At 49.7% G+C, this 21,122-nt stretch carries 18 protein-coding genes; all 18 read right to left on the bottom strand.

Annotated features, from left to right (window positions below; all coding sequences use genetic code 11):
* Positions 1–5: 5 nt before the first annotated feature.
* Positions 6–1,040, bottom strand: coding sequence for a rod shape-determining protein (locus ACIFO6_RS23015; protein WP_430044288.1), 1,035 nt, complete (start codon positions 1,038–1,040; stop codon positions 6–8).
* A gap of 106 nt (positions 1,041–1,146) precedes the next feature.
* A complete protein-coding gene (gene radC / locus ACIFO6_RS23010; protein ID WP_430044262.1) occupies positions 1,147–1,839 on the bottom strand; it encodes a RadC family protein in 693 nt (230 codons plus the stop codon).
* 13 nt (positions 1,840–1,852) lie between these two features.
* On the bottom strand, positions 1,853–2,461 hold the full coding sequence (locus tag ACIFO6_RS23005; protein WP_430044261.1) for a Maf family protein: 609 nt from the start codon (positions 2,459–2,461) through the stop codon (positions 1,853–1,855).
* 22 nt (positions 2,462–2,483) lie between these two features.
* On the bottom strand, positions 2,484–2,726 hold the full coding sequence (locus tag ACIFO6_RS23000) for a DUF4321 domain-containing protein (RefSeq protein WP_044645689.1): 243 nt from the start codon (positions 2,724–2,726) through the stop codon (positions 2,484–2,486).
* Between the two features lie 121 nt (positions 2,727–2,847).
* Complete coding sequence (locus ACIFO6_RS22995) at positions 2,848–4,116, bottom strand: SPOR domain-containing protein (protein ID WP_430044260.1); 1,269 nt, start codon at positions 4,114–4,116, stop codon at positions 2,848–2,850.
* Positions 4,117–4,281: 165 nt separating this feature from the next.
* Entirely contained in the window at positions 4,282–5,661 is a 1,380-nt protein-coding gene (murC, locus tag ACIFO6_RS22990) for a UDP-N-acetylmuramate--L-alanine ligase (protein ID WP_430044258.1), read from the bottom strand.
* 6 nt (positions 5,662–5,667) lie between these two features.
* Positions 5,668–7,044 (bottom strand): bifunctional folylpolyglutamate synthase/dihydrofolate synthase, encoded by a 1,377-nt coding sequence (locus tag ACIFO6_RS22985; protein ID WP_430044256.1) that lies wholly within the window; start codon positions 7,042–7,044, stop codon positions 5,668–5,670.
* 36 nt (positions 7,045–7,080) lie between these two features.
* Positions 7,081–9,747: a valine--tRNA ligase gene (locus tag ACIFO6_RS22980; RefSeq protein ID WP_430044253.1), complete on the bottom strand. Its 2,667-nt coding sequence runs from the start codon at positions 9,745–9,747 to the stop codon at positions 7,081–7,083.
* 408 nt (positions 9,748–10,155) lie between these two features.
* A complete protein-coding gene (locus ACIFO6_RS22975) occupies positions 10,156–11,439 on the bottom strand; it encodes a LysM peptidoglycan-binding domain-containing protein (protein ID WP_430044251.1) in 1,284 nt (427 codons plus the stop codon).
* Between the two features lie 125 nt (positions 11,440–11,564).
* On the bottom strand, positions 11,565–12,476 hold the full coding sequence (locus tag ACIFO6_RS22970) for an RluA family pseudouridine synthase (protein ID WP_430044249.1): 912 nt from the start codon (positions 12,474–12,476) through the stop codon (positions 11,565–11,567).
* Complete coding sequence (gene hemL / locus ACIFO6_RS22965; RefSeq protein WP_430044247.1) at positions 12,473–13,777, bottom strand: glutamate-1-semialdehyde 2,1-aminomutase; 1,305 nt, start codon at positions 13,775–13,777, stop codon at positions 12,473–12,475. The genes ACIFO6_RS22970 and hemL overlap by 4 nt, the downstream gene beginning before the upstream one ends.
* Before the next feature lie 31 nt (positions 13,778–13,808).
* Positions 13,809–14,807 carry a porphobilinogen synthase gene (gene hemB, locus ACIFO6_RS22960; protein WP_430044245.1) on the bottom strand — a complete coding sequence of 333 codons (999 nt, stop codon included), beginning with the start codon at positions 14,805–14,807 and terminating at the stop codon, positions 13,809–13,811.
* A gap of 45 nt (positions 14,808–14,852) precedes the next feature.
* Positions 14,853–16,406, bottom strand: coding sequence for a uroporphyrinogen-III C-methyltransferase (gene cobA, locus ACIFO6_RS22955; protein WP_430044243.1), 1,554 nt, complete (start codon positions 16,404–16,406; stop codon positions 14,853–14,855).
* A gap of 4 nt (positions 16,407–16,410) precedes the next feature.
* Complete coding sequence (gene hemC / locus ACIFO6_RS22950; protein ID WP_430044240.1) at positions 16,411–17,337, bottom strand: hydroxymethylbilane synthase; 927 nt, start codon at positions 17,335–17,337, stop codon at positions 16,411–16,413.
* Position 17,338: 1 nt separating this feature from the next.
* A complete protein-coding gene (locus tag ACIFO6_RS22945) occupies positions 17,339–17,986 on the bottom strand; it encodes a precorrin-2 dehydrogenase/sirohydrochlorin ferrochelatase family protein (RefSeq protein ID WP_430044286.1) in 648 nt (215 codons plus the stop codon).
* Between the two features lie 8 nt (positions 17,987–17,994).
* Positions 17,995–18,822 (bottom strand): cytochrome c biogenesis protein CcsA, encoded by an 828-nt coding sequence (ccsA, locus tag ACIFO6_RS22940; protein ID WP_430044238.1) that lies wholly within the window; start codon positions 18,820–18,822, stop codon positions 17,995–17,997.
* Between the two features lie 16 nt (positions 18,823–18,838).
* The gene (hemA, locus tag ACIFO6_RS22935) at positions 18,839–20,233 is read right to left on the bottom strand and encodes a glutamyl-tRNA reductase (protein ID WP_430044236.1); all 1,395 of its coding nucleotides are present in this window, start codon (positions 20,231–20,233) and stop codon (positions 18,839–18,841) included.
* A gap of 263 nt (positions 20,234–20,496) precedes the next feature.
* A complete protein-coding gene (yihA, locus tag ACIFO6_RS22930) occupies positions 20,497–21,111 on the bottom strand; it encodes a ribosome biogenesis GTP-binding protein YihA/YsxC (RefSeq protein WP_430044234.1) in 615 nt (204 codons plus the stop codon).
* Positions 21,112–21,122: the final 11 nt, after the last annotated feature.

The raw sequence follows: 21,122 nt of genomic DNA, 5'->3' as shown, positions 1-21,122 counted from the left end.
CCGATTCAACGTTTGGAACGGACGGCTGAACTGCTGCGCGATTTGAACAAATGAATATTTTCCAGCGCTCTGCCTGTACCGATTGCCACGCAATCCAGAGGATTTTCCGCTACGATAACCGGCATCCCGGTTTCAGCCGCCAACAACTTGTCCAAGTTACGCAAAAGTGCTCCGCCACCAGTCAATACGATACCTCTGTCCATAATGTCCGCCGCCAGCTCGGGAGGGCATTTTTCCAGTGTCACTTTGACTGCTTCCACAATTGCATTCACTGTGTCGGACAACGCTTCACTGATTTCATCCGACGTAATCGTAATTGTCTTCGGCAAACCTGTTACCAGATCACGTCCACGAATTTCTGACGTCTCCACTTGTTCCAGCGGCATTGCGGAGCCAACTTCCATTTTCAACTGTTCTGAAGTCCGCTCACCAATCATCAGATTGTATTGACGCTTCACGTATTGGATGATGGAGTCGTCCATTTCATCACCAGCCACACGCACGGAACGGCTAGTCACAATCCCGCCCAGAGAAATAACCGCTACCTCGGTTGTACCTCCGCCGATATCGACAACCATACTACCCGTTGGCTCCCATACGGGAAGATCAGCGCCGATTGCAGCTGCAAACGGCTCCTCAATCGTGTACGCTTCCCGCGCGCCCGCTTGCTTCGTCGCATCTTCAACAGCACGCTGCTCCACCGCAGTTATGCCTGAAGGTACACAAACCATCACGTTCGGATGACGTGGAAACAAAGAACGTTGGGCTTGCGCCTGACGAATAAAATATTTAATCATCGTTGCAGTCGTGTCAAAATCCGCAATAACGCCATCCTTCATCGGACGGATCGCACGGATATTCCCCGGTGTACGACCAATCATTTTTTTTGCAGATTCACCAACTGCTTCAATGGTTTTTGTGTCTGTACGTATTGCGACTACAGAAGGTTCACGAACCACAATCCCTTTTCCTCTTACGAATACCAGCGTGTTTGCCGTCCCCAAGTCAATTCCTAAATCTTTTGTAAAGCCACCCAGCATGATGTTAATCTCCTTTTCTCTTCCCTGAAATCTGTTATCCATGTATAAACGGTTTATTCAGGCCGGCCTAGCCGGTCGGATTTAAATGTTTGATTTAAATAGTATATTATATCAGACCTTGTTCCTTCAAACTTACGAAGGTTCCGTCCCCGATCACGATATGATCGAGCACGTCGATGCCCACGATGTTGCCCGCTTCCATCAGGCGACGGGTCAACTGGACATCCTCCGGGCTTGGCTTCGGATCACCGCTCGGATGGTTATGAGCGCAAATAATCGAAGCACTGCTGCATTTGATCGCTGCCCGAAATACTTCACGAGGATGTACGATGGCGGCATTCAGGCTGCCCATGGATAGCGTTTCCTGGGCAATGACATGATTTTTAGTATTCAGGAACAGGCATACAAAATGCTCCTTCTGCAAATAACGAAGCTGCTCAAACAGCAAATCTGCCACGTCCCGTGGGCAACTGATCACCGGGGTCTCCAAATGGCGTGACAATGCCAACCGTCGCCCCAGTTCGATACTCGCTTTGAGCTGTATCGCCTTGGCATTGCCAATGCCTTTAATCTGGGTCAATTCGGTCATACTCATATCCACCAGTTGGCGCAAGTTCCCCGCCTGCTGCAAAATACGCTGCGCTAAATGCACCGATGACTCATTTTGTGTTCCCGTACGCAGCAATATTGCCAGCAACTCCGCGTTGCTTAAAGCTTCCGCCCCATATGTCATCATGCGCTCTCTTGGTCGTTCTTCTTGAGGGAGGTCGCGAAGCATCAGTGTTGGCGACTCTAACATATGTTTATCCCCTTTAAGGTTGCAACACGCTCACTCCGAATTCGGACAACATGTCCGACAGCAGTGAAAGCGGCAATCCTACGACGTTAAAATAACAACCCTGAATAGATTCCACCAACGTAGCACCCAAACCCTGAATGCCGTACGCCCCCGCTTTGTCAGACGGTTCGCCCGTATTCACATATGCCACAATTTGCTCATGGCTCAAAGGCTTCATCGTAACCTCCGTTTGGCGGTGTCTGACAAGCGTTTTACCGGTTAAGGTATGTATGCAGGCCACCCCAGTGAATACAAGGTGGGTTCTTCCCTGCAATGCTGTAAGCATGCGAACCGCATCTGCATGGTCGGCAGGCTTACCCAGTACCAAACCATCCAGAACGACTATGGTATCACTGCCAATTACTAATCCATCTTCTTCGGATTGGCTGGCAATGTTCACGACCACTTCGGCTTTGCGTACCGCAAGGGTCTCCACAATTTGCTGAGGCGTCCAGTTATCAGGCGTGCTTTCATCCGCATGACTTGGCATCACGTCAAAGGGCAGTCTAAGAAATGAAAGCAATTCCTTCCTTCTCGGTGAAGTCGATGCCAGAACAATGCGGGGCGTAATTTTCCCGTCCATAAGGGAAGCTCCTTTTCATCAGTTAGAGCCTGCGGTACAGCCAGAACGCGGCGATGATGCCGATCAGACTAAGCAGGCTCAATTCAAAATTTATCGTTATGTTGTAGCTGATAATATCCAGATCCGCTCTCGGCGACCAGGATATCGTAGTGGGGTGGGTCAGAAAGGAAAGGAATTTGATCGATTGAAGGGCTTTGGCAATCCATGCACCCAAGAGCCAACCGAGCAACAAAAACAGTATAAGCATTCCTACATTTTTTTTCATCCTGATCTTCCCTCGCCATTTTTTGACACCTTCATTATTATACGGTGATTTCAACTGCAATACAAACAGAAATCCGGCATGGGGAACTATTTCCAGTTCCTTGCCGGAAAACATTGAGAATCTATTGTTTTATGAATTGTATAAATTCCTTCTCATGCAAAACATATTCCATCATCGAAGACTGAATTTCCCAAATGTGCTCCTTGGCTGTGTTCTTGTTATATTCTCCAAGTGCCGAGACTGCACTGTTCATCGCCTTTTCCAGCGTGGATGCGGAAGCAGACGCTTCCTTCGGCAGACTGGAGGGAAGCGCAGCGATATTTTGTGTCCACTGCTGATGCAGATCGTTCAGTTCCTTCATTTCGGCGGCATTTGCCTTACCTGATCCGCCTGCTTCAAGCAAGGATGAGGAAAGTCCGCTCAGCTTGCCGACTAAAGTGCTGCTTAGCTGAAAAAAGGTAGTGAGCTTTTCACCATCGCCCCCATAAGCTGCTTTTTCGAATCCTGGCAGTTGAAGCTCACGGACATACAGCTCAACTCCTTGTGTTTTCAGTTGATTGCTGAGCAGCTTGGCCTGTTCCCTGTCTGGCGATATTCCTGCATAGACTCGGTTCTGATCCTCGGTGTCCCCACCGGCGGCAATGCCTGCCTTCAACAGCTCTTCCTTTGCTTGCAAAGCCCGTTCAGGGGTGCTGAATACTCCGTATTGCAGCAGGTAATAGGTTTGTGGGGGGACCTGAGCCGATACAACTGTAACAGGAGCGGAATTCTCTTTTACAGATGGTGTATGTGTACTAACGGATTCTTTAAAAACCGGTATAGCCTCCTCTGTTGACGGATCTGATCCAGGAACAGCCCCACCTCCGTTAAAAAGCAGCAACATGATGTATCCAAACACCCCCCCGGTCATCAACGCACTGGCTACTGAGCCAATCAGCTTCCATCTGGAGGGATGGGGCGGACGCTTTCGGTACTCTTCACTGGAACGATGAGTTTCTTCTTCATCCTCTTCCGTACGATCTGACAGAAAATCCGTATCTGACCAGGAAGCTGCTGATCGCCCAAACGGATCATCCCATCCTTCCTTCACGATGGGGGCAGGAGCAAAACGCCGCCTCGTACTAGGTCTATTCACGCCCAGAGGCTCGTTAATTTCTGAAATTCGTTCAGTCCCGCTGTTTGCACCTATGCCGTTAATTCTTTCCGCTCTTTCATGCTGGTTAGCAGCTTGATACTGTTTCTCGCTTTCATACCGTTCCGCTTCTTTATTTGTTTCACGCTGCTGGCTAGTTATCGGCCCGGTTTTGTATGGAAGCACCTGTAGCTTTTCCTCACGGCTTGTCTCCGGCGTCTGTTGCTCGAACCGGAATGTCATCTTTGCCTTGTTCACGGATGCACTCCCTCCTTGTCCCATACTTCCTCATAGTCTGTTGTATGAGTCAGGAAGAGAAAATATGCCCCGGACATTACAAAAAAGGGTATCCCGAAGACACGTTTCGTGTTCGGAATACCCTGATGGTTGCATTTCATCAGCGTAACACTTTATGCATGCTTGTTACACTTGCTGTTCACGCAGATGACGTGCTAGCGCGTCGCCTGCTTTCCAGATATCTCCCGCGCCCATGGTCAGCACAAGATCGCCCGGCTGAAGACGATCCTTCAACTCGTCGATAACAGCTTCCTTGGTTGGCAGATAGATGGCATTCGCGTTGCTGTTCTGGACGATTAAATCCACGAGCTTCGAAGAATGCACACCTTCAATTTGTTTTTCTCCCGCTGGAGAATAAATGTCGGTAATAATGACTTCATTCGCCTCACTGAACGCACGACTGAACGCATCCAGCAGGAAAAAAGTACGGCTGTAGCGTTGCGGCTGGAACACAGCAATAATACGCTTGCCTGTCACTGTAGCTGCACTAATCGTAGCCTCAATCTCTGTTGGATGATGAGCATAGTCATCAATAACAAGAATGTCATTGCTTTCGCCTAGCACCTGAAAACGACGCTTTGCTCCGTGAAACTCCACAATAGCCGCAGCAATTTGCTCAAATAGGATGCCTGCTTCCAAGCAAGAAATCACACTAGCCATAGCGTTGTATAGATTATGTTTACCCGGTACAGACAATTCGATGGTTCCAAGCGCCGCCCCTTTGCGATTCATGGTAAAGCTTAAACGACGGTCGCCCAACTGGATATCCGTTGCCGTATAATCTGCTTCATGCTCGACTCCATAGGTAATGACTCGAGTCTGAATCTGAGGCAGCATTTCCCGTACATTCTGATCATCAGCACATACGATAGCCGCGCCATCCGGCCGGATTTGACTCAAGAACTGTACGTAGGCACTTTTCAGACGATTAAAGTCGCCATCATAATTTTCCAAATGATCGGCTTCTATGTTGGTCACGATACCTTGCCAAGGATGATACTGCAGAAAAGAACCATCGCTCTCATCCGCCTCGGCAACGACAAACTCGCTTTTGCCTGCTTTGGCATTCGTCCCCAAATTCGTGATTTCGCCGCCAATAATGTATGTTGGATCGACATTACATCTCTCCATGACCAGAGCAATCATCGAGGAGGTTGTCGTTTTGCCGTGCGCTCCCGCAACAGCTACTCCCTTACGCTCATTAAGCAACCGTGCGAGCATCTGGGAACGATGCAGGGTCGGAATATTCAACTCCTCTGCTGCCACCCGCTCCACATTGTCGCGGGACAGTGCCGTCGAATAAACGACGATGTCCGCCCCTGAAACGTGCTCAGGAGTGTGCCCGAGATATATTTTTGCGCCTTTCGCCGCCAGTTTTTCTGTCAGCTCCTGTGATGCCACATCTGAGCCTGTCACGGTATATCCCATCTCCAGCATGACCCGAGCAATCGCGCTCATCCCGTAACCGCCGATACCGATAAAATGAACATGTTCCGAAGTAATCAACAAATTTCACCAACCTTTTTCCGAATCGGTTTGATACATAAGGGTAGCCCGTACATCCGCAATGAGATACAGTGTTCCGGATACCACCCCCAGATCCTCCGCTTCCGTATGTGACTGAAGCAGGCGAAGAGCCTTTTTCCAGTCACCTTCTACAATAATTTTTAAATCCGTTTTGGCATAGGACGGCCGCAGCTTCTCCACGAGATGAGCCAGTTCAGCGGCATTCATTTTGCGGCGAAAATCGGGCTCGGTCAGGATAAGCGTATCCACTAGTGGCAGTATATGCTGCAAGTATGCTTCATGATGCTTGTTTGACAGCATACCCATCATTAAAACCATTTTTCGGTACGAATACAGTTGGGGAAGGCTCTTTGCCAGCGTCTGCGCCCCTTCTGGATTATGAGCACCGTCAATAACAATTTTCGGCGAACTGCTGACCTGTTCCAGGCGACCTGCCCAAGCTGCTTCTCTAAAGCCCTCCAGTAGTTCAGCGTCATCCAGCACAAAAGCCATATACTGACGAAGCACCTCAAGTGTCATCAGAGCTCCTGCCGCATTAGTACATTGATGCTCGCCTAACAACGTGATGCCGATTTCCATGTGCCGGAAGGGTCCCGCAAACGAAAAAGTCTGTCCTGTTTCGTCCCCATTCAGCCGTTCATACGTAAACTGTTCTCCTGCTAGATACAAGGTAGTTCCCTTTTTTGCCGCCGTTTCCCGTATAACCTGAATAGCCTCTGGCTGAGATACACAGCTAACAACAGGTACGCCTGGCTTGATAATTCCAGCCTTTTCGCCTGCGATCTGTTCGAGTGTATCCCCTAAAATATCCGTATGGTCATAGCCTACATTCGTAATGACCGAGACGATAGGACTCACGATATTAGTTACATCCATCCTTCCCCCGAGGCCCGTCTCCCATACCACAACATCTGGAAAAGTCACTGTTGCATAATATAAAATAGCCAACGCTGTCGATACCTCAAACATCGTGGGTGATCCCAAATCGCTCGCCGCGATTTCCTTGACCAACGGATACAAACGATTGGCAAGTAAGACCAGTGTATCATCGGGAATATCCGTCCCGTTGAATTGGAATCGGTTCGTAAACCGGGTGATATACGGAGACGTAAAGGTTCCCACATCATAACCGCATTTCAGCAGAACAGAGGTTAAGAAAGCACAGGTCGAGCCCTTGCCGTTGGTTCCCGCAATATGCACAAATTTAAGATGCCGTTGCGGATCCCCCAACATGCTCATTAACTTCTCAATCCGTTCCAGTCCGGGTCTGATTCCGAACGGAATCAGACCGTTAATCCATTCCACTGCTTCATCATAGCTTTGTAAAGGAGCCGCTCCCCCGCCCCTGATTGTATCTGACATCCTCTTCACCTTCAGGTCATTTTATAGTTAGTGGAATTATCCCTTGAGTTCTTCAATCCGTGCGATAACTTTGGCGCGCTTATCCGAATAATCGGCTTGCTTGGCCTTCTCTTCCTCGATGACTTTGGCTGGTGCCTTCGCCACGAAGCCTTGGTTGGACAGCTTTTTCTCCACGCGCTCCACTTCACTGTTCAAATGTTGAAGCTCTTTTTCCAGTCTGCTAATTTCCTGGGCAATATCAAGGAGCCCGGCTAACGGCAGGTATAGCTCTGCTCCGCTGACTACAGAAGTCATGGCTTTATCTGGAACAGAGAGTTCCAATCCCGTGTCGAATTCAGACGTATTACAGAATCGACGTACATATTCCCCATTGCGGTTAATGATATCGAGAACGGCTTGATCGCCGGGTTTTACGAGCAATTCAATCTTTTTACTCATCGGTACGTTCACTTCAGAACGGATATTCCGCACTGCGCGAATCACGTCGATCAGCAAATTCATTTCAGCTACCGCATCCTTGTCCTCGAAAGCCGAATCGTAAACAGGCCAAGCGGCCAGTGTAATCGTTTCGCCTTCATGCGGAAGATGCTGCCATATTTCCTCGGAGATAAACGGCATGAACGGATGAATCATGCGCAGTGTCCGATCCAGCACATACGCCAGTACGGACTGTGTTTTCTTTTTCGCCTCTGCGTTCTCGCCATACAGGGAAAGCTTCGCAAACTCGATGTACCAGTCGCACAAGTCATCCCAAATAAAGTTATACAGAAGACGGCCTGTCTCGCCAAATTCATAAGCATCTATTAGACGCGTGATATCGCGTGAAGTTTCGTTCAAACGGTGAAGGATCCATCGATCCGCTGTGCTCAAATCACCGGTAATGTCGATATCCGCCGCGGTGACCCCTTCCAGATTCATCAGCGCAAAGCGTGACGCATTCCAGATTTTATTGGCAAAGTTACGTGCCTGCTCTACCCGTTCCCAACGGAAACGAAGGTCCTGTCCAGGCGTGCTGCCTGTAGAAACCATGTAACGCATGGCGTCCGTGCCATATTGGTCGATTACGTCGAGCGGATCTACACCATTTCCGAGGGATTTGGACATTTTCTTTCCATCCGCATCACGAACCAGTCCGTGCATCAATACATCCTTGAACGGAATTTCCTCTGTGAACTCCAGGGCTGTAAAAATCATCCGCGACACCCAGAAATAAATAATGTCATAGCCTGTAACCAAGACATTGGTCGGGTAGTAGCGTTGGAGATCCTCAGTCTGCTCAGGCCAGCCCAGTGTCGAAAACGGCCACAAGGCAGAGCTGAACCATGTATCCAGCACGTCCTCATCCTGTTTCAGCTTTCTGTCAGCATATTCAGGCAAGGTTGTAGGATCCTCTGCCGATACAATAACTTCTCCGGTTTCTTCATCGTACCAAGCCGGAATACGATGTCCCCACCACAATTGACGGGAAATACACCAGTCACGCACATTTTCAATCCAGTGCAGATAAGTACGCTCAAAGCGATCCGGGACAAAGTTTACGCCATTGCCAGCCTTCTGCACTTCAATCGCTTTGGCTGCCAGAGGCTTCATTTCCACGAACCATTGTGTAGACAGATAAGGCTCTACAACCGCACCTGTACGTTCGCTGTGGCCCACCTGATGCAAATGCTCCTCGATACGGATCAGCACACCCTGCTCTTTCAGATCAGCGACGATTTGCTTGCGGCAATCACTGCGGTCAAGGCCCTGATATTTGCCTGCTTCGGTGTTCATCGTACCTGTTTCGTCCATAACAGTAATCTGTGGCAACTGGTGACGTTGGCCCATTTCAAAGTCATTCGGATCGTGAGCAGGTGTAATTTTAACCGCACCGCTACCGAAGTCTTTTTCTACGTAGTCGTCCGCAATAACCGGAATTTTCCGTCCGATAATCGGAAGCACGAGTGTTTTGCCGATCATATGCTTGTACCGTTCATCCTCAGGATGTACGGCTACCGCTGTATCACCCAGCATGGTTTCAGGACGCGTGGTGGCTACAGTGATAAACCCACTGCCATCTTGAAGCGGATATTGCAGGTGATACAGATTTCCGTTTACCTCTTTGTATTCCACTTCAATATCTGACAGAGCCGTACGTGCAGCAGGGTCCCAGTTAATGATGCGTTTACCGCGATAAATCAGGCCCTTCTTGTACAACTTGACGAATACTTCGCGAACGGCTTGAGACAACCCGTCATCCAACGTAAAACGCTCACGCGAATAATCGAGAGAGAACCCCATTTTTTCCCATTGATTATGAATGTTGTCCAGGTAGAGATCCTTCCATTCCCAAACCTTCTCCAAAAATTTCTCGCGTCCCAGATCGTAGCGCGTCAAGCCTTCCTCACGCAGCTTCTGCTCTACCTTTGTCTGGGTGGCAATGCCCGCATGGTCTGCCCCTGGCAGCCACAATGCGTCATAGCCCTGCATCCGCTTGGTGCGGATAATAATGTCCTGCAAAGTAAAATCAAGAGCATGTCCAATGTGCAGCATGCCTGTAACATTCGGTGGTGGAATAACGATTGTAAAAGGCTCTGCCTCTGGAAGTCGTCCAGCGCGGAAATACCCCTTCTCCATCCACGTTTTGTACCATTTTTTCTCGGCTGATTTTGGATCGTACGTTGTCGGCATTTCCAAGGTTGTCTTGTTGTCTTGTTCTGACATATCAGGATACCTCCATGATTTTTCAATTGGCAAATAAAAAAAGCCCTTCATCCTCAAAGGACGAAAGGCTGTTCTCTCGCGGTACCACCTTTGTTTCACCCCTAGTGTATGTATCCACTGATCCATTACACATGGTGTGACACTTATGCAGATAACGGCTGCGGACCGGCCTTATTCTACCGTGAACCTCGTACCTTCCGTTGGGATTAAATGAGGGACCGTTCGAACAGGCGACTCCCGGGTGACTTCGGCCAGTAGCTTCCTGCGGAACCTCACAGCGCTGCAATTCCACTCTCTGAAGGGCTTGCTGCCTACTCTTCCCGATCTCAGTCTTTCAATAGCTATACCACATCATACATTTCCCATTGACTATAGTCAACACCCGTTGCTCATTTTCCAATGACCGAATTAAGGGATGTACAATACCTGCCCTTCTTCTACATGATGCTCTGCCAGCTTGTTATACAGTTGAAGCTCCCGTGTACTGAGTTGATAGCGATCAGCGATCGTTTCCAGTGTATCTTCACGCTGCACAATGCATAATCGGACCTTGCGGAACGGCGTTTCATCCTGTGTATGGAAAAAAAGGTTTTTCCATTTGGCATCCTCACGCTCTTCTTGGGCTTCCTTCCCCTGCGGTTCTTGCTCCAGTTGCTGCTGGTATTCCGCTTCCTTCACCGAACGACTGGATTGTAGCAATGATGAGTAGACCACCGGGTCCGGCTCGTCTGCTTTTTCGTCCTTTTTGCTGTTCAGCGCCACGCGCATCTCTGGTTTATCGTCTGCAACAGTGTCATGGGACACAGCGTCCACCTGACCTGCTTCCAGCTGCGGCTCCAGATAGATCTCTGGCTTCGTCGCGTGATGCGGTTCAGCTGGCAAAGGATCATAGACCACATCGGGAGCGGTGGAGGATATTTTCGGGTCACTTCCCGTCCATGCTTCCTCTTGCTGAAATCCCCATACTTCTGGTGTCTCATGCTCATACTTTACCTCGGAAGTGCTGTCTTCAACAGCTTTACCCGTCCAAGGCTCATAGATCCGGTTCGGGTCTACAGCAGGCTCATAACCTTGGTGTTCCGGTGATGACTTGTGCTCCCCATACTCCTGTGATGGCTGTTCCCAGGAAGCGTAATCCTGCTGAGCTGGCACCCTGTATGAAGATTCCGACTCCGTCGTATGATCGGATACAGAATTCTGGGTGGCATAAGTTTCTTCCTGACGCTGCTCTGCATTCGCGGAAAAGGGGCGAGCAGGATGTTCAGGTGCGTGCACCACCGTAAATTCCTCATCCAGCCAAACCGCTGTCTCCTCCGCGTGGGAGCTTTCCACCCCGTGCAGGGAGAGAACACCTGTAATATTCAGACTACGTAATGATAGCAGGTCCACATCGAAATTCTCAATCTCGACTGAAATGTCTTCCAGTCTTCCTACCCGATTCAGTGGAATCGTAATTTCCACAGGGATCAAATGATGAAGCTCGTTCGCTACCTGTTCAGGTGTGCGGTACACGCCCTCCAGCAGCAAATGCCCTCGCAAAGCGGCATGGTCGCCGTGGGTTACAACCTGAATGCGTGGCAGAAGCTCAATTTCCTCCAACTCAGCAATCCCAGCAGTTTCCTCCGTCAAATGAATGCGTTCATAAATATCAAAACGCAAGCCTTGCGGCTGATCATTCTGTTGTTTGTTCAAGGATGGCATCCTCCTTTGGGCAGCCTCCGCACATCCTCTGACTCCTGTCAGGCGCACGGAAACTCCATATTGCAAACCGTTTCTAGGTTCAAGTATATGCGCCAAAATAGAAGGCATGCCATCTTTTATAGCTGTTGATGTAGCTTTTGAAAATCATCCGGCCAAGCATCTTCCACAGTAATCGTTTCACCGCTCAGCGGATGACGGAAGGTAAGACGCTCTCCGTGCAGCGCCTGCCTGCCAAAATCAGCAGCCCGTCCACCGTATAATACATCCCCCAATAACGGATAGCCCGCATGGCTAAGATGAACGCGAATCTGGTGCGTTCGGCCTGTTTCCAGTGTTAAATATACGAGGCTAACCGCCTTTTGACCGCTCCCCAACAATTCACCAAGTTCCACATGGGTAACCGCGCTCTGTCCGGTCGGAGAAACACGGCGACGCTGCTTGTGATGCCTGTCCTTGCCAATCGGCCAATCCAGCGTCCGCAGTGATGAAGGTACTTTCCCCCGTACCAAAGCCACATAACGGCGACCGATATCTTTGGCCCGCATCTGCTCGTCCAGCTTGAGCAACGCGAATTCATTTTTGGCATACAGCACTGGGCCTGTAGTATCCGTATCCAGACGATGCACATGCCGTACTGCCGCATGGATGCCATTCATTTCATAATACGATGCGACCGCATGATCCAACGTCAGCGGACCCTCTTTTACAGCTCCGTCCGGATGTACCCCCATACCCGCCGGTTTGTGTACGACCAGGCAAAAATCATCCTCATACAGCACCTTCAAATCGTACCAGCGAGGGGTCACACCAAGGTTCGTAACAGGAAAAAGGGCCAGCCGCAGCCGGTCCCCCGCAAGTTCAATCTGCTTTTCATGTCGCAGTCTGCGCCACAGCTTGTCTGGTAGATCCAAACGGTTCAGCAGCCAATGATCGACAGCATCGGTGCGATACTCACCCTCTGTGATTTCCCGTCCCGGTGTGATTTCCAGCCATGGTCCCCGTCTTTTCCAGCCGCCCTGCCAGCTCATAGACGTTTGAGCGCGCGATAGTTCGCTTCAATGGTAGCATCAATATCTTCCACCGTATGCACACCCGACACAAACATGCCCTCAAATTGGGATGGTGCCACACTGACTCCCTCGTTCACCAATTCGGTAAAGTAACGGCGGAAGTGGTTCTGATTACTTGTTTTGGCTGTATCAAAATTGACAACCTTTTCTTCCGTGAAAAATGGACAAACCATGGAACCCACACGGTTGATCGTGACAGGTATGCCCAGCTCACGTGCATTACGCTCGAATCCAGCCTCAAGCCGTGCTGCCCGTTCCTCCAGTCGGTCATATACTTCTGGTGTCAACAATTTAAGCGTCGAATAGCCTGCTGCCATAGCAAGTGGGTTCCCGCTAAGCGTACCCGCCTGATAGATCGGACCAGACGGTGCAATCTGCTCCATAATATCGCGGCGTCCACCATAAGCACCGACAGGCAGTCCTCCGCCAATAACTTTACCCAGGCATGTAAGATCCGGGGTCACACTAAAACGACCTTGAGCTGAATGAAGTCCTACCCGGAATCCGGTCATGACTTCATCAAAAATCAGCAGGCTTCCGTACTGTCGGGTTACTTCGCGCAGTCCTTCCAAAAATCCGGGTTGTGGCGGTACGACTCCCATATTTCCGGCTATTGGCTCGACAATAATGGCGGCAATTTCCTCGCCGAATTTTTCAAAGGCCAGTTTCACCGAAGCCAAATCATTGTAAGGTACGGTTAACGTATGTCTGGCCACGACCTCGGGTACACCGGGGCTATCGGGCAGACCCAGTGTTGCTACACCAGAGCCTGCTTTAATCAGCAAGCTGTCCGCATGACCATGATAAGAGCCTTCAAATTTAAGGATTTTGCTGCGGCTCGTAAATCCGCGTGCGAGTCGAATCGCGCTCATCGTCGCCTCGGTTCCCGAGCTGACCATACGAACGATATCCATGGAAGGAACACGCTCACACACAAGCTTCGCCATTTCAGTTTCCGCCAACGTTGGCGCTCCGAAACTGGTTCCTTTGACAACTGCAGCCTGTATAGCCTTAACGACCTCAGGATGCGCATGTCCCATAATGAGCGGTCCCCATGAACATACATAGTCAATATAGGATTGACCGTCGATATCATATACCCGCGATCCTTCTCCACGGTCGATATAAACAGGTGTAATGCCAACGGATTTAAAAGCCCTTACTGGACTGTTTACGCCACCCGGAATATATTGCTTTGCCTCGTCGAAGGCTGCTTTGGAGCGCGCATCCTCGCGCACTGTTCGTTGCTCGTTGATCATTTTGATCACTCCTATCTTCTGAAAAATAAGCTTATTGCTTCAACCATCTTGCCGCATCCTTGGCGGAATAGGTAATAATCATGTCTGCACCTGCGCGCTTCATGCTCGTCAGAATCTCCAGCACCATCGCTTTTTCATCAATCCAGCCTTGAAGAGCTGCCGCCTTGACCATCGCATATTCACCACTGACGTTGTAAGCTACCATAGGTAGATCAAATTGATCCTTAATCGTGCGCATCACATCCAGGTACGAAAGGGACGGCTTCACCATCAGCATATCCGCACCTTCCAGCACGTCGGATTCTGCTTCTCGCAATGCTTCACGCGCATTGGCAGGGTCCATCTGATAGGATTTGCGGTCACCGAATTGCGGTGCAGAATCTGCCGCTTCCCGGAAAGGCCCATAAAAAGCAGACGCATATTTGACGGAATACGACATAATCGGAATATGCGAAAAGCCTTCCTCATCCAGCCCTTGTCGAATCGCCTGCACAAAGCCGTCCATCATATTGGATGGGGCGATAATATCAGCGCCCGCTCTGGCTTGGGAAACGGCTGTACGTACAAGCACCTCCAGCGATTCGTCATTCAGCACTTCACCACATGCCTCACCATCATGCTCATGCATGTGGACCATACCGCAATGCCCATGATCCGTAAACTCGCACAAACAAGTGTCAGCCACAACCAGCAGCTCGGGATAACGCGACTTGATCAGACGTGTAGCTTCCTGAACAATACCATCGTCCACAAAAGCCGAAGTACCCAAGCTATCCTTCGTCTCCGGTATGCCAAACAGGAGCACGGCAGGAATGCCAAGCTCACTAATTTCTTTCAGTTCTTCTTCCAGTTGATCCAGAGAAAAGCGGTACACACCGGGCATGGAGCTAATTTCCTGCTTCACTCCTGTACCGAATGTTACATAGATCGGCTGGATAAAATCAGCTGGATTCAATACCGTCTCACGCACCATACTGCGGATAGCAGCGGATTGACGCAAACGGCGATGTCTGGTAAAAGGAACATTCATGATTGCAAACCTCCAGTTTTTATAGATCCATTTGGTAAAATATAATTATGATGTCACAGAGCTTGATTGTTTCCAGTCACATAGCGATTGGACCAAGCTTTCAATGGTTGCCTTTTCCGCCATGAAGCTGACGTTCAGGCCCGCTTGGGTCGCTGTTTCTCCGGTGAGAGGGCCTATCACAGCGATCGTCACTCCCTCCAGCAGCGACAGCGGATCTTCGACTCCCATCTGCCTGAGTGCTTCCAGAAAAAAGGTGACGGTTGAGGAACTGGTAAAAGTAATCGCATGGATGGCACGTTCCTCAAGCAGCTTGAGCAGCTCATCATCCTGTGCGTTTGCCGCCAGCATGGTTTGATACAAATCGGCCTCGGTCACCTCAAGTCCAAGCTCTCTCAGCTGCTCCGGCAGCCAGGACCGAGCGAGATCGCCTCTTGGCAGAAATACGCTCTGCCCCGCCTGCAAATCCTGCTTAAACGCTTCGAGCAAGCCCTCTGCCTGAAAGGGACCTTCGATCTGCTCCGCTTCAATTCCATGTGACCGCAATGCCGCCGCTGTGGCTGGCCCGACTGCGGCAATACGCGCCTTAAACAGCGAACGCACATCCTTGCCTTGTTCCTTCAGATGAGTGAAAAAGTATTCCACTCCGTTAACGCTGGTAAAAAACACCCAGTCGTATTCAGGCAGTCGCGCAAACGCCTCTTTAATTTGCCGTTGTGTCGGCTCGTCCGAAGGGATAACCGTCTGGATGACTGGAAATTCATAAGGCTCTCCACCAAGCTCCTCAATCCGATGAACCAGACTGCTGGCCTGAGCGCGCGCACGTGTAACCAAAATCCGCTTGCCGAACAAAGGCATATCCTCAGCCCATTTTAACTGCTCACGCTGATTAACCACTTCTCCGACGACGATAACGGCGGGAGGCTGAAAATTCGCCGCTTTCACCTTGGCCTCAATATCTGCTAGCGTACCCACCAGTGTATCCTGCTCCGCCCGCGTTCCCCAACGGATTAAAGCAACGGGGGTGCTTGGCGATTTGCCGTGTTTCATCAGCTGCTCACTGATATAGCCGATCTTCGCTACACCCATCATAAAGATCAGTGTGCCCGTTGCGTTCGTTACTTTATCCCAATGAATACTCTTGTCGAGCTTGTCTGGACTTTCATGCCCCGTAATGATAGACAGCGATGAGGCCATATCCCGATGTGTAACCGGAATGCCCGCATAGGCGGGTACGCTGATTGCTGAAGTGATGCCAGGTATGATTTCATAGGAAATACCGTGTTTACGCAGCAGTCCGGCTTCCTCTCCAACCCGACCAAAGATGGTGGGGTCTCCCCCTTTGAGCCGAACAACCGTTTTTCCTTCCAAGGCCAAGTCCACCAGCAACTGATTAATTTCCTCTTGCTTCATGGTGTGACGATCCGGCAGCTTGCCAACATATATTTTTTGGGCACCTGGCTTCATCAAACCCAAAAGGCGAGGGCTTGCCAGTCTGTCATAGACAATAACATCACCCAGTTGAATGCATTCCCAGCCCTTGACCGTAATCAGTCTTGCGTCTCCGGGTCCTGCGCCTACTAAATATACCTTTCCTGCCATTTCATCACCCCCTCACCTGCGCCAGAATCTGTTCCGCTCCTTTGGCGATCAAGCTGGCCGCCACAGCTTCTCCCAGCTTTTGCGGATCATTTCCCTGGAGCGTTTCCTTCAAAATAACTTCGCCATCCGGCGAGCCTACCATGCCCGTGAGGCGGATTTCCTGGTCAGCCCAGACTGCGTGAGCCCCGATTGGCACCTGGCATCCCCCATTCAGCACGCCCAGGAAGGTTCGTTCTGCCGCAACCGTAGCTGAGGTATCCTCGTCGTTGTACAGGCGCAGCAACGCCAGCAGCTCTTCATCGTCTGCACGGCACTCAATACCGAGCGCTCCTTGTCCGACTGCTGGCAAGCAGGCTTCCTCCGGTATATAGGACGTGATTCGGTCCTTCCAGCCCATCCGGTTCAAACCTGCAGCCGCCAAAATGATGGCGTCAAAACCTTCAGTCTCCAGCTTTTTCAGACGGGAATCAATATTACCGCGCACAGGCTCCAATTGAAGATCCGGTCGTAATGACTTGATCTGGCTAGCTCTGCGCAGGCTGCTTGTGCCGACCTTTGCCCCTTGCGGCAGGTTTTCCAGGCTCTTGAATCCCTGGGAAACGAGACAATCCCGCGGGTCCTCCCGACGCGGTACCGCGCCGTTCACTAGCCCTTCAGGCAATTCTGACGGCATATCCTTCATACTATGTACTGCCATATCAATTTCACCAGCCAGCATGGCCTGTTCAATTTCTTTGACAAACAGCCCTTTGCCACCCACCTTGGACAACGTTACATCCAAAATCCGGTCGCCCTTGGTCAATATTTTTTTTACGACAAACTGCATATCCAGCCCATGCTCCGCGCACAACGCGTTCAAATCCTCGATGACATGCCCGGTCTGAGTTAGCGCAAGCGCGCTCTGTCTGCTACCTACCACAATTGTTCGCATGCTATTCCTCCTGATTTTGCGCAATCCATGTGTCTATCTCTTCTTGAGTCCATACCGTAAATTCCTGACGTCGTATTTGCTCCAAAATTCCGCTACTCGCCAAACGTCTCAGCAGTTTCGCCCTTTGCTGCGGGGAAGATACGGTATGTTTAATCGCTTGCCGCATATCGTACATGAAATCCAGATACGGTTCGTATTCCCTACCAAACAGCGTATCCAAAGCCGATGTAATTTCGGATGTAACTGCCGGACCCGCACCTGCGGTGGATACGCTGATCGTTAGCCTGCCCCGCCGGATGATGCCCGGTGTTATAAAGTCCGCCTCTTCCGAACGATCCGCCACATTTACCAGTATACCCCTTTGTCTGGCCTCATGCGCAACCGCATCGTTCACATCTCTCCGGTCGGTCGCCGCATATACAAGAAAGGCTCCCTGGAGGTCACCCTCGCGGTATACGCGATTTACCCAGTGGAGCTGCTTATGATCGGCCAGAACCTGTAAATCCGGCGTTATATTCGGACTGATGACGGTAATGAACGCCCCGCTTTCCATCAGTCCCTTTACCTTGCGTTCCGCTATCCTTCCACCGCCCACAATACAACAGATCTTATTTTTACAATTCAGCGAAATCGGCACAAAATGCTGCAAATGGCCATTCACTCTCCTGTCCACTGATGAAATACAGACCAGGAATTCAGCAAAAAGTTAAGAATCAATAGCGTGTAGCCCACCAATGCCCATTTTGCCATCACGAGGCCCGACTTCTGATTGAATCTTTTGCTCACTAAAAATACAATATACACGCACAGGGCTATTGCTGTCATCAATACTTTAGTATCCAGAAGCAGACGCCAGCGTTCTTCAGCAATAATAGAAATGACGGCAACTACAATGGAGACCCCAAGCAAAGGAGTACCGATCAACAACGCCATGTGGGTATACCGATCCATCATTTCCAGACTCGGCAGACGCCGGATCGTATCATTCCATTTTTTAACTTTCAATTTACGATGCAAAAACAGATAGAGCCCCGAAAATACAGCCGCTACCGTCATGGCTACAAAGCCAAGATTGGCCAAAGCGATATGGATGAGAAGCAGCCCATGCACCGTATGCCAACTCCCAAGCGGATTGTTGGTGGGCTCCATCCATATATTATTAAGCACAAGAACCGCAAAACTAATAATGTTAAGCAGCAATACCGCAAATTCTGACCGCTGATAACGTGACAGTATTAAAGAAATCAGGACCAAAATAAATGAAAACAGAAATAAAAAATCGTAAGTCACGAAAAAAGGAAGATGTCCTTCGTTCCAGGTTCTCATTCCCATATATATAAGCTGGAGCACAAGAACGACAGCAAGAAGCCCTGTACCTGTCCGTTTGGCACTCGCATTACGGCGAATGCCATCCGAGAATACAAACAGAAGGCTCAGGGCAAAAACATAAATCATCGAATCATATATAAGCGTGCTTAAAGCCACGTCCACTCACCCGCCTTTACAGGCCAGCCGGCGCAAACGACGCTGGCGAGGCTTGGGCCTGACCGGATTTTTCATGAATACCGACCTCCGGTTTCATTAACGCGGATGCATCGCTTTTATCTACTTTCTGAGCGGCGTCCTCCAAACGATCCTCCAGAGCAAAAATGTGGCTAAATAGTTCAAGCGCCTCATTCCCCTGCTTTTGGACAGCCAGTTCCTTCACCGAATTGATCGGATCATGCATCATCTGATTCAGCATGCTTTTCGTCAAACGGCTAATCACTTTGCGTTGTCGTTCATCCAGCTCGGGAAGCTTGTTGAACAAGCTTTCCAGCGTATCCTGATGCGCGGACTCTGCTTTTTCCTGTAAAGCACGAATCACCGGACGCACTCCCATCGTTTTTAACCATTGATAAAACTCGCCAAGTTCCCCTTCGATCATATGCTCAATTTTGGCAGCCTCGGTACGACGCATTTCCAAATTACTCTCCACGATGCCTTCCAGATCATCAATATCATAAAGAAAAACATTCTGCAACTCGCCAATAGCCGGGTCCAAATCACGTGGAACCGCGATATCAATCATAAACAAAGGACGGGACCGACGGCGTTTCATACTGGCTTCAACCCGCTCCCGATCCAGAATATATCCTTGTGCACCTGTCGAGCTAATGACAATGTCCACATCCGCCAACCGATTCATGCCTTCCTCCATCGTGACCGGCGTTCCGTGAAACTTGGAAGCCAAATCTTCCGCTCTGGATAAAGTCCGGTTCGCCACAATGACCTCGGCTGCTCCCCCACTGTACAAATGCTTAACGGTAAGCTCGCTCATTTTACCCGCACCGAGAATCAGCACCTTCTTATCGGTAAACATCCCGAAAATCCGTTTGCCAAGCTCCACTGCTGCATAGCTGACGGATACGGCGCTTTCTCCAATAGACGTCTCCGAATGGGCACGCTTGCCCAATGTGACGGCCTGCTTAAACAGCATATTAAACCACGTTGCCGTAATTTTCTGGGATTGAGCCTGAAGAAAAGCGTTCTTCACCTGTCCCAAAATTTGTGTTTCTCCGATCACCATAGAATCCAGGCCACAAGTCACACGGAACAAATGCCGGATGGCCTGCTCGTCCTCATATATATATAAATGCTGTGTAAATTGATCGCGAGGAATACCGAACCATTGCTCCATAAAACTGCGTATAAAATAACCGCACATGTGAAGGCGGTCCACCACGACATATATTTCAGTCCGATTGCAGGTTGCGACAATTACGCCCTCCAGCACACTTTTGGTGAGTTTGAGTTGTTCCAGCGCTTTTGGCAAATCTTGTTCCGCAAATGTAAAACGCTCTCTGACTTCCACAGGCGCCGTACGATAATTCAACCCAACAACGACGATGTGCATTGCAAGTTCACCTGCCTAAACTGTAATAAGAATAACTACTGTTATCACAAACTATGTTAATTATATCACAGAAGTCCGAATGTCCTCCGGCTGTTTTATGAATTGTTTATGAAAATTGTATGGCAAACTCCAACATCCAAAATGTTCTCTATCGTTTGATATAGTTTGAACCAGTCTTAAAACAAATAACCATGGAATAAATCCATGGTTATTCTTCGCATATATCTTTTCCGATAGAGCGCCCTCCATGGACGTCCTTCTTCTTAGATTTCTGGTTGTTCTTCGTCTTCGTCGTTCTCAATATAGCCGGAGATGACCGACCATAGCTCGTCCTTACCCATGCCTTCTTCAGATGAAAAGGGGATAAACAAACCCCCAGGAAGTATTCCGAGTTCCTGCTTGATTACTTTATAATGCTTCTCCCGCCGTGTCTTGGAGATTTTATCTGCCTTCGTGCCTACAACGCATACCGGAAGCCCGTGATGGCGCAGCCAGTCGTGCATCATGATATCATCCTTGGACGGTGGATGACGCAAATCGACCATTTGAAGCACCAGCTTAAGCGGCTCCCGTTCCAGCAAGTACGACTCAATCATTTGTCCCCAGGCTTTACGGGACGTTTTGGATACCTTTGCGTAGCCGTAACCCGGAAAATCGACGAAATAGAGATCATCATTAATCCGGTAATAATTAAGCTGCTGTGTTTTCCCCGGCGTAGAGCTGGTCCGCGCCAAGTTTTTACGGCTAATCAACCGATTAATCAGTGACGACTTCCCTACATTGGAACGCCCCGCCAGAGCAATCTCCGGCAAAGCGTCCACAGGGAACTGATCGGGGCCAACCGCGCTAATAATAAATTCTGCTTTTGTTACTTTCATTATGTCCTTAA

It is taken from the genome of Paenibacillus sp. NRS-1781 (genome assembly GCF_050467745.1).
GTDB classification, from domain to species: Bacteria; Bacillota; Bacilli; order Paenibacillales; family Paenibacillaceae; genus Paenibacillus; species Paenibacillus terrae_A.
This window is presented reverse-complemented; position numbering and strand designations above follow the sequence as displayed.